Genomic DNA, 11,025 nt, shown 5'->3' with positions numbered 1-11,025 from the left:
TTAATGCTTTTAGCTGCTTCTTTAGCAAAAGCTTCAATATCTTTTTTGTTCATGAGTATCTGCCTATCCTTAACTCTCAATAGAGTACGTTTTGATAAGCAGTTACACAAAATTAGTTACAGTCTCAGTATTGTAGAAAGCAACTCTCTACTAAATCTCACTGATGATGATAAGCACAATTTGTCGGAGTTTATTTCACTTCAATATCTGAGAACTCCATTTGCTTTTAATCAATCACTCAATTTCTATGACCAGTTAATGTCTGATTTATTTTCCAAAGGTATTAGCCCTGATCAAATTGAAGGATATGAAGAGCTTACCGAAGACTCACTTAGATTATGGAGGCTAAGTAATCTCTCTGACTTTAAGAAGTTTTCTCAGCATTTTTTTAATAAAACTTGGATTTTACAAGCTTCAACTTCAACATCACCGTTTTGGATTTCAGATAATCCTATATCCTTTCAAAACTCAAAGAGGGAAGGTGAAAGGGGGAATATCGGTTTGGAAGTTGATGGAATAGAAGTATATATCCCTCTAACTACAGAGCTTACATTGGTACTTTGGTGTAGGGGTACAACAAAGTACATCTGTGAGCAGTATAAGTTGATAGAAGATGACCAGAAATTTAAGCAATTACACCCTGAACAATTTGAATCTATAGAAAACGTATATAATTGCATTAAAAACGGCAAAGTATTGGCCTCTACAGATAGTAATGTAACTAACTTGAATTCCCTTCAAGTTAAATACTCTACTAGGTTTATTTTTTCTTCTAATAATGACTTTAGCCTAGCTCAAGAAATGATAGATTCTGAGCCTCGGTATATACGGCAGCGTTGAATATTTTGAGTAAAAAAGCCCGTTACAGCAATGGGCTTTCCTTAGTTTGTGAAAAATAGGCCATATGTCGACGTTACCACCCATCTCAGAGTGCCCGATGGGTAGTAAGGCCTGAGACTTATAGAGACTATTATTAAAATTTTGATTTTTTCAAAATGACTGACTAATTGCACTAACGCGTGATGGGGCATAATGATTTGCATACCTTGCTCGCAATTGGTGAGATTCAACTCAAAACTTGAGGCCATTGAAGAAAATAGCGTGAGTCCTGACATGGATGTCAGGCTAGCTTTCGAGGTACAGGATGTACCATAGGAAGCGTTAGCATTTTCGAATAAGGCTGAAGCAGTTACCCAATAAATTCAAAAGCTGGATCTACCCCATTGCGACCTTTTCGCTGTTTGAAAATGTTGCGGGGCGGCTGGGAGATCCAAGAGGGAACAGCCGTTGGTTTCCTCTTGGTCTGGCGTGGGCGAAGCGCCACGACGTTAGTGGCCACAAGTCATAATTACATATTATTTGGCCCGTGCAGGGTGGAACCTTGCGATGTTAATTCAAACGGAGTTTGAAAAATCCGGTGTGGGCGAAGCGCCACGACGTTAGTGGCCACAGGTCATAATTACATATTATTTGGCCCGTGCAAGGTGGAACCTTGCGATGTTAGTTCAAACGGAGTTTGAAAAATCCGGTGTGAGTGAAGCGCCACGACGTTAGTGGCCAAAGGCTATAATTACATATTATTTGGCCCGTGCAGGGTGGAACCTTGCGATGTTAGTTCAAACGGAGTTTGAAAAATCTGGTGTGGGCGAAGCGCCACGACGTTAGTGGCCGTAGGCCATAAAAACTAACTCAACCGTTCTTAATAGACATACTATTTTTAAGTTTCTTCTTTGATCTTGTTAGCATATTTACCAAAGACTTTACCCGTTGTGGCCCACACCATAACACCACCCCAAGCGATAAAAGAAAGACCTGCTGGGATACATGCTAACAAAATATATTTAAAGTGTTTTCTATTAAAGATTAACGAAAGCAGTGCTGGAAGGAACCAAAGAATAAGTCCTCCTATAACTAACGCCGCCATAAACATATAATTGTCACTTGCCAAAATTTCATCAATAAAATCCATTTACTTAATCCTTTTTAAATCGATAAGTGTTACTCGTGTTTAAACATAACGTAACGTAGAAAAATCGTCCTATGCTAGTTTTGTTAGATCTTATTCCATGCTCCCATTTACACTGAACTTACACCAGAATAAACAATAACAATTTAGCAACATTACATTATTTATAGCAAAATATGCAACTAAAACAGGCACAAGACCTTGCTCAACAGTTGGATACTGAATTGAAAAGGAAGATTTGAATCAACGTAACAAACGGCTAATCCTCATAAAAAGCTATTTGTTATTTAATTTCGTACTTTATCCAAAGCACCACAAACCGCATTAACGCCTTGAATTGCCCTTGGGGTTGCCCGATGAAGCAAATCGGCATCAAACTGATATATATGCTGGTTTTTTACCGCGGGTAGCTCAGGCCATTCAGCCCAGTTGATCCCTAAAATATTGCCTTCATCTTGGCTTTGTAAAATCACTTCTGCGCCAGTTAGTAACACATTTTCGATACTAATTTGTGGGTACTCACTTGCTGCGTTATAAAACACATTTTCACCATGACACACTTCAATTAGGTTTTGGATCCAGCTGCCCTTAGCCACTGTCATCAGTGGCGTTGACCATAATTGATAAAATACTTTTACCACAGGCTTAGCTTGGTTTTGCTGTTTAATCTCAGCTAATTGCTGACGATAATCATCTGCAACTTGCTTGGCCTTAACAGAATGTCCGGTGAGCTTGCCTAATTGCTCAAGATCCGTGGCGACATCAACTAAGCGCTTAGGGTCGCTATTAAACAGGTTAAAACCTAAATCACGTAATTGATTAATGTCCTGCACTTTATTACCGCTTTGCCACACCACAATTAAATCGGGATTTAACTCAATCACTCGCTCGACTTGAATACCATAATAACCGCCGATACTCGGAATATTCTTAGCTGCTGCCGGAAAATCAGCATAATCGGTGGTGGCAACAATTGAGCCGCCAGCACCAATAGCAAACAGCATTTCTACGCCGTGTGGCGATAAAGCAATAATCCGTTTGGCAGGAGCTTGATCTTGTAACTCATCTGAGACCGTCGATTCAGCCGCAGGTAGAACAAATGATACAAACGACAGTCCAATCACAGCAATAAGCGATAAAAATACACGTAGCAAAATGCTTTCCTTAATTGATAGGTTTTTCATAGTGCCTGTTAACACTCATTTTTTAATGATATTTTACAGTTTATTCAACCAGCTTATCGGGCCAACCGTGCTTATCAACATAATCAACCAAACCCTGAGGCCGGTAACTGTCATCATTAAACCAACGAGTTTTAACAGACTGATGCAATAATATCGGTATTAACTCAGGGTCGAGCTTACGTATAAATCGTTTTTTAACCCGATAAAAACTGCGATATGAATCTTGAATATCTGCCATAGGGTTTGGTAATAATGTATCCGTGAGATGCAATTCTACCGTTAAATCAAATACCTTTGCTTGGCTAAGCATCCACTTTAATGCAATATCAGACAAGGTGCTACCGTCGTCATTGGGGGCAACGCTTCCACCAATATTACTGTGAGCACCAACAAACCACACTTGTTGAATATCAATACCACTTCTTGGTTGCCAAATCGTTGGTTCAAAATCACTGCGGTGCTCATCAAGCGCTAAAGCATGGCGTGCAACCTTAACATTGTGCCCAAGTTTAGCATCATAAAACTCGTCTTTATCTTCAAAAAAACCTAAAAAAGACAGTGGGATCCCCATTGCCCCAACAGTATCCCAAACACCAACAAATGCGACATCACGCGACGGATGCGAATGCTGCTCTCGAAATGCTACCGAGCGTTTTCCACTTGGCGCAAAGGGTTTGGTTTTCATTTTATAGTGATCAAATGCTTGCTGAATTAGCTTTGCGTCAGGCCGAGTAACAATGCCGCAGTTGTTAATAAGGCCACACAAACAACGTACGGTGTAGGCTCCACGGCTAAAACCGAACAAATAAATGTCGTCACCGGGAGAGTAATTTTGCACAATATAGCGGTAAGTATCCATAATATTTTTATGCAAACCGCGCCCTGTTGCGCCGCCGATAATGGCATCGTGAGAAGAGCCGACACCCCAATCGTAAAATACCTGTTGCGGCACACCATCATCGGCAATCGGCTTAATGGATCTGGCGAGTTTTAACACATTAGTGGCATGATCTTTTTCAAGATCTTTTTCAGGCCGATTCCAGGTTCCATCGGCACAAATGACAATTCGTTTTTTCATATCAATCCTTGACAATCTTTGTTGAACATTCATCACCATTTATAGAGTAATAATAGACTAAATGCTTATTTGCACCACGGTAAAAATAACCAATACTCGACAGTTCACTTAAATAGATTGGGGTACTGAACATGATAACAGCAGAACAAAGTGTATTAATGATTGTCGACGTACAAGGTAAACTCGCCCAAGTAATGCAGCAATCAGCCCAATTACACCAAAAACTTGCAGTGCTAATTCAAGGTGCACAACTATTTGATATTCCAATTATTTGGTTAGAACAATTACCCAATAAATTAGGCAACACCAGCGACGAACTCGCTCAATTGTTATCGCAAACCACCAAACCTATTGCGAAGGAGCATTTTAGTAGTTGGCATTGTGAAGAAGCAAAACAGCAACTTAACACTTTAAACCGTAACAATGTCATTCTTGCTGGCATAGAAACTCATGTTTGCGTTTACCAAACTTGCCAAGATTTATTGGCCAACGATTATCAAGTGCATTTGGTTGCCGACGCAGTTTCATCCAGAGGTGCAGACAACAAAGTACTTGGAGTGCAGATGATGCTTAATGATGGCGCCAAACTCACTAATGTCGAATCACTACTATTTGAACTTCAGCATGTTGCCCAAGGCGATCGCTTTAAGGCCTTACTTAAATTGATAAAGTAGCCATAAGTTATTTGTGTCCACAAATCTATCAAAGGCGTATTCATCAGCCGTTATTGAGTTCGCCTTAAACCTATCACTCTAACTAATTAGTCAGGTTATTCTTAGTAATATAATTTCGAATTAGACATCATTGAATCTGATCATATAACGCCTCATAAGCGTACAATAAAACCAATCTAAACGTTGTATTGCAGATAAAGATCATCATGAAAAAGAATGAATCCAAAGTACCAACCAGCCGATTATCGCGATTATCAAAAATGGGTGGACTGGCTTCTCGTCTTGCGGGTAACGTGCTGTTTGAGGGTGCAAAACAGCTTAGTAAAGGTCAATCACCTAAGTTACAACAGCTAGTGATGACCCCAACCAACATTGGTCATGTTGCCGATAAGCTGTCGCAACTTCGCGGCGCCGCGATGAAAGTGGGCCAAATGCTGTCAATGGATGCTGGCGATTTAGTGCCTCCCGAATTAGCAGAAATATTGGCAAAGCTACGTTCTGATGCTAAAGCGATGCCGCACAAGCAGTTAACTCAATTACTAGTTCAGCATTGGGGTCGAGACTGGCTCGCCCCATTTGCCCAGTTTGAATTACGCCCTTTTGCCGCGGCATCCATCGGCCAAGTGCATTTAGCCTATTTAGACACAGGTGAAAAACTGGCGATTAAAATTCAATATCCGGGCATTAGAGACAGCATCGATAGTGATATCGACAACGTAGCGACATTATTAAAAGTTTCTCGTCTTATTCCTGCAAACGTTAAACTGGATACTTTGCTGGCAGAAGCCAAAGCCCAACTGCATAATGAAGCGGATTATCACTTCGAAGCCCAACAAATAGCGCTTTATAGGCAACAACTGGGTGAAGATTCCAGTTTTATTGTCCCAAAAGTGTACAAGCAACTCAGTAACAACAGTATTTTAACCATGCAGTTTGTTGAAGGTGTGGCTATAGAATCGGTGACACAAGCGTCACAAGAGGTACGAGACCACATTGCTAGCGCGCTAATGGGTTTATGTTTTAAAGAGCTATTCGAGTTTAAATTAGTTCAGTCTGATCCTAACTTTGCCAATTTTCAGTATCAAACCGACACTCAAAAAATCGTACTTTTCGACTTTGGCGCCACCCGCACTATTAGTGATGAGCTATCCCATGGTTACCATGAACTCATGCTAGGTGCTGCAAGTCAAAATAAAATTCAAATGACATCAGCAGCTAAGAAAATTGGCTTTTTTCAAGATGAAATAGATCCCGCCCATCAACAGCTAATTGTTGATATTTTCTACCAAGCTTGTGAGCCGCTACGCTTTAAGGGCGAATACGACTTTGGCCAAAGCGACTTAGCAAAACGTATTACTCATGCAGGTAAAGCAATGAGTACCCAACAAAATGAATGGCATACTCCGCCAACCGATGCTATTTTTATTCATCGTAAATTAGCAGGTACCTATTTACTGGCCGCAAAGCTAAAAGCCAAGGTAGATGTGAGAAAATTATTTACTGCTTATCAAAATTAAATAGCCTTAACTTAGAACGATTAAAAACCATATCAACAAGATAAATCCATTGTATTAATAAAGATGGGTTATTAATAATTGAATTCACACAAGGAGAGTTACCATGTTTAGTCACATTATGATTGGCGTTAACGATATCGATACATCGAAGAAATTTTATGATGCCATTTTAGGCACATTAGGTATTGCGCCAGGTAAAATTGATGACAAAGGTCGTTGTTTTTATATGACACCAACAGGTATTTTTGCATTAACAAAACCCATAAACGGTGAACCAGCATGCCACGGTAATGGCACCACTATTGGTTTTTCTGCGGATACCACCGCATTAGCAGATGCATGGCATGCCGCCGGATTGATTAGTGGTGGTACAGCCTGTGAAGATGCCCCAGGTGTTCGCTCAGGACCGGGGTTTGATTTGTATTTAGCTTACCTTCGCGACCCTGATGGTAACAAGATTTGTGCTTTGCACAGAATGGCAAAGTAATAACACTATTCCGGCAGGTAGTCTGAATGAAAGATTACCTGTTCGTCTAAATTTCCAATATTTACGCTAAAAACCTAAGTCACACTTTTTGAGATGCATCACAAACAACTACAGGGTAAAATAGCCGCCCTTTTATGCTGTGAGTGTATGTAATGACTGTTAGCGATCCGTGTTTTATTCCTTTTAATGATGCAATAGCGTTTAGTAAAACACTTGCACAACACGGATTGCCTAAGTCTTTTACCTTCCCGTTTTATTATCAACCTCATCCATTAACCATACTCGCAGCACACCAGTTGCAGCAGGAATTACTTGAGGCTAACCCTTGGGGGCATAATTTTGGCTTAAACAGCGAAAATGATCGTGGCATGGTGATTGGTAAGATGTTTGGTGTGTTGGTGGTTAAAGACACTCTCGGACAACTTGGTTTTTTAGCGTCATTTTCAGGTAAGTTAGCCGATCAAAATATCTTGCCACCGTTTGTGCCGCCGGTGTTTGATATGCTGACCCAAGACAGCTTTTTTAGTAGTGATAATAAACAAATTAACCAAATTAACCTATCGATTAGTCAGCAAGAAGCGAATCCGTTACTGGCGACATTAACCACAACTTTAGCAGCGCAACAACATCAAGCAGAAAGTGAACTTGAGCAGCAACGCAACGCAATTGTTGAAGGTCGAAAACAGCGTAAGCAGCAACGTGAACAAGCGGATACGGCATTAGCACAAGCAAGCATTAGCGACGATAACCATAAAACCTTGTCTATCGACTTAAGCCGTCAAAGCGTGCAACAAAAACAACAGTTAAATGCATTAAAGCAGCTGTGGCAGACTCAAATTGAAACGACTAAAGTGGCCTTAGATTCACTTCAGCAGCAAATTAAAAAGTTAAAACAACAACGTAAACAACTTTCAAATGGATTACAAAAAAAGCTCTTTGCCCAATATCAGTTTTTAAATACCTTGGGTGAAGCGCGTGATTTAAACGATATCTTCAATGACGCGCCGAATCATTTACCGCCTGCTGGTGCCGGAGAATGTGCAGCACCTAAGTTACTGCAATACGCGTTTACTCATCAATTCACTCCAATTGCGATGGCAGAGTTTTGGTGGGGGACATCGCCAAAATCTGAGATTAAACAACACAAAAACTACTACCCAGCTTGCCATGGGAAATGCCGACCTATTTTGACCCACATGCTTAAAGGTATGCAGGTTGATGACGACGCTTTATTGATTAACCCGGGTAAAGATCAGCACATTGATATTATTTATCAAGATGATGCGATGGTGATTATTAACAAGCCCGCAGAGTTATTATCGGTACCAGGCAAAAATATCACCGACTCGGTATTTAGCCGTATGCAGCAGCAATTCCATAATGCGACGGGGCCGCTGATTGTTCATCGCCTAGACATGTCTACATCAGGTTTAATGGTTATTGCACTCACAAAAGAAGCCAATAAAGCCCTACAACAGCAGTTTATTCAGCGCAGCGTAACAAAGCGATATATCGCGTTAATTGAAGGTGTACCGAATCAAGACGAAGGCGATATTAGTTTGCCATTGCGGGTAGATTTAGACGACCGTCCTAAGCAGCTAGTATGTTACGAACATGGCAAACATGCCGAGACATTTTGGCAAGTGCACCAACGGCAAGAAAAGCGCACCTTAATACACTTATACCCTAAAACTGGGCGTACTCATCAATTACGGATGCATTGTGCCCATCATGATGGTTTACATATGCCAATAGTTGGAGATGATTTATACGGTGTTGCGACTAACCGTTTGCATTTACATGCGCAGTATTTAAGCTTAAATCATCCGGTGACAAATGAAGAAATGGTATTTGAAGTAAAAGCAGATTTTGAATAGTCAGTTAATACAGACAATATCGGTAAAAGTGCCAACCACACTTTTACCGATTAATTTTAATAGACTGAATTTTAGCAAGATGAATGCTACAACTTAAAACTATTTACCTCTTGTTGCAGTGATGCAGCTAACTGAGCTAATTCTTTAGCTTGTGTCATAGAAGTTTTGGCTTCAATTGACAAACTCTCTGACACTTCACGGATAGACTCTGTATTACGATTGATTTCACTGGTTACAGAGGTTTGCTCTTCTGCGGCGGTGGCAATTTGACTCGCCATATCTGAAATATCATTAATCGCTTTACTGATCTGCAGCAAGCTCTCACTAGCAGAATTAGCATCTGAAACACTGGTTTCGGCCATAGCATGGCTTTGAGCCATTGACTTAACGGCTCTTTCTGCAGTTTGTTGTAATGTTTCAATCGTGGCTTGAATTTCTTGAGTCGATGAATGGGTACGTTGTGATAACACGCGAACTTCATCGGCCACGACAGCAAAACCTCGACCTTGCTCACCCGCTCTAGCGGCTTCAATGGCAGCATTTAACGCCAGTAAATTGGTTTGCTCAGAAATACCACTAATGGTTAATAGAATACTGTTAATTTTCTGTGAGTGCTCATTTAAATCACCAATAATTTGACCCGCAGTCCCAACTTCCTTAGCGAGATTTCGTATTGATTCTTGGCTTTGAATGACTTGTTTTTGGCCGTGACTTGAAAGCTCTACCGCATCTTGTGCAATATGTGCAGTGTGCTCTGCATTACTGGCAATTTCTTCGGTAGCACTGGCCATTTCGGTTACAGCAGTCGCCACCATTGTCACTTCATCTTGCTGCACAACAATACGGTCACTATTTTTGACTGCTGAGGCACTACTATCTGTCGCTTGATATTCCAATTGTCCAGCAATGGTATGCATTCGAGAAATCATCCCATGGATACGCTCAACAAAATGGTTAAAACCAGAGGCTAGCTTACCAATTTCATCGTGACTGTTTGCCGTCACAATATGCACGGTTAAATCGCCTTCTCCATCTGCAATATCATTTAGTGCTTGGGCCACTCGTTCCAGATCTTTAAATTGAATTTTAAAGATCACGGTAAGCGTTAATCCGAAAAGGATCAGCAAAGCAAGCCCTATCGCAGACATCCACCAAGCAAGAACCGTCGCTGGTGACATAATATGTTGTTTATCCATGACGAAAATTAACGCCCATTCTGTCGAAGGTATCGCCGCAACATACATAAGCTTTGTCGCACCATCGAGTTCATTTTCTTCAATGGTGCTAGCGTTAACCCTTTCGGCTAACCAACTATTATTAAAGTCTTTATCGATATCAACGAGTTGTTGATTATTTAGTTTGCTGTCGGGGTGGCTAATAATAAGCCCTGCATTATCGACCATTACGGCATAGCCTTTTCCTGGAACTTCTAAGTTCTGAACGGCATCGGTTAATTGAACAATCGTCAAATTAGCCGCTGTAACACCAAATAATTGCCCTGCGACCATGACGGGCTCAGCAATGGTCACGACTTGCTTCTGTAACGTTGTGCTCACATATGGGGCGGTCATAATCAGACTACCAGCCGCTTTAGCATCGATATACCAAGGTCGTACTCTTGGATCATAACCCGCTTTGTTTAATGCAGGGTCTTGACGAGACATATTGCCTTGTTCATCACCAAAATACGTGAGGGCGAAACCAGCGGCATTGTGGGCTTGCAGTAGAAATGGCACCACATCCACATTGGGATCGGCTTCAATGGTTTGTTTCAGGCTGGTAATCGCCCGCTTTCGATCTTGCATCCATTCGCCAATACCTTGAGCAAAAGTAACGGCTAGTTGATCTATTTCTTCTTGAGTATTGGTTAATGCATTATGTCTAATGACATAACTGGATATGCTCACCAATACTACAACAGTGATAAATACTGCAAAAAGACTGCTTAACAGCAGACGTGTTTTTAATGTCGATTGCATGAGCTCTTCCTCTATAATCCAACGTTCCAATATTACATATCGGCTGCAAATGCAGAAACATGGGAATATTAAATACTAAAAAATGAATCATTTACCTGGATGTTAATCAGAGATATGACACACATTAATCTAGTCATTAACCGTTTAGACCGAGTACTGAATAATGCTCGGTTAAAAACAGCCTTTATAGTTACATTTCATAACTAACAATAGCGCCACTACGAATACACCAATACCGCTCGGTAACAACACACATGGCTAGC

General features: G+C 40.8%; 9 protein-coding genes. 5 read left to right on the top strand and 4 right to left on the bottom strand.

The features are described 5' to 3' along the window. Positions 1–840, top strand: an 840-nt coding sequence (locus ACWXWT_RS10760; RefSeq protein WP_456041583.1) for a DUF4238 domain-containing protein, incomplete at its 5' end; no start/stop codon positions are given. Between the two features lie 877 nt (positions 841–1,717). On the opposite strand, the gene ACWXWT_RS10755 is transcribed toward ACWXWT_RS10760, so the two are convergent. From ACWXWT_RS10755 to ACWXWT_RS10745, 3 genes are all read right to left on the bottom strand, one after another. Next, positions 1,718–1,969 carry a superinfection immunity protein gene (locus ACWXWT_RS10755; RefSeq protein WP_123883841.1) on the bottom strand — a complete coding sequence of 84 codons (252 nt, stop codon included), beginning with the start codon at positions 1,967–1,969 and terminating at the stop codon, positions 1,718–1,720. Between the two features lie 284 nt (positions 1,970–2,253). Beyond that, positions 2,254–3,150, bottom strand: a complete 897-nt coding sequence (locus tag ACWXWT_RS10750; protein ID WP_456041582.1) for a cobalamin-binding protein — start codon at positions 3,148–3,150, stop codon at positions 2,254–2,256. A 40-nt stretch (positions 3,151–3,190) separates the two neighbouring features. After that, on the bottom strand, positions 3,191–4,228 hold the full coding sequence (locus ACWXWT_RS10745; RefSeq protein ID WP_456041581.1) for a DUF2235 domain-containing protein: 1,038 nt from the start codon (positions 4,226–4,228) through the stop codon (positions 3,191–3,193). Positions 4,229–4,359: 131 nt separating this feature from the next. Between ACWXWT_RS10745 and ACWXWT_RS10740 the strand changes: the two genes are divergently transcribed. The 4 genes from ACWXWT_RS10740 to ACWXWT_RS10725 all read left to right on the top strand — a co-directional run bounded on the left by ACWXWT_RS10740 (position 4,360) and on the right by ACWXWT_RS10725 (position 8,783). Further along, positions 4,360–4,902, top strand: a complete 543-nt coding sequence (locus tag ACWXWT_RS10740; protein WP_456041580.1) for an isochorismatase family protein — start codon at positions 4,360–4,362, stop codon at positions 4,900–4,902. 206 nt (positions 4,903–5,108) lie between these two features. Further along, the gene (locus ACWXWT_RS10735; RefSeq protein WP_456041579.1) at positions 5,109–6,419 is read left to right on the top strand and encodes an ABC1 kinase family protein; all 1,311 of its coding nucleotides are present in this window, start codon (positions 5,109–5,111) and stop codon (positions 6,417–6,419) included. Positions 6,420–6,522: 103 nt separating this feature from the next. After that, entirely contained in the window at positions 6,523–6,906 is a 384-nt protein-coding gene (locus tag ACWXWT_RS10730) for a VOC family protein (protein ID WP_456041578.1), read from the top strand. A gap of 152 nt (positions 6,907–7,058) precedes the next feature. Continuing rightward, positions 7,059–8,783: an RluA family pseudouridine synthase gene (locus tag ACWXWT_RS10725; protein ID WP_456041577.1), complete on the top strand. Its 1,725-nt coding sequence runs from the start codon at positions 7,059–7,061 to the stop codon at positions 8,781–8,783. A gap of 86 nt (positions 8,784–8,869) precedes the next feature. Here ACWXWT_RS10725 and ACWXWT_RS10720 read toward each other — a convergent pair whose 3' ends face one another. Then, positions 8,870–10,762, bottom strand: coding sequence for a methyl-accepting chemotaxis protein (locus ACWXWT_RS10720; RefSeq protein WP_456041576.1), 1,893 nt, complete (start codon positions 10,760–10,762; stop codon positions 8,870–8,872). Positions 10,763–11,025: the final 263 nt, after the last annotated feature.

Source organism: Shewanella sp. A22, assembly GCF_053850585.1.
Note: the sequence above shows the minus strand (reverse complement) of the source record. Positions and strands in the feature narration are given on the sequence as shown.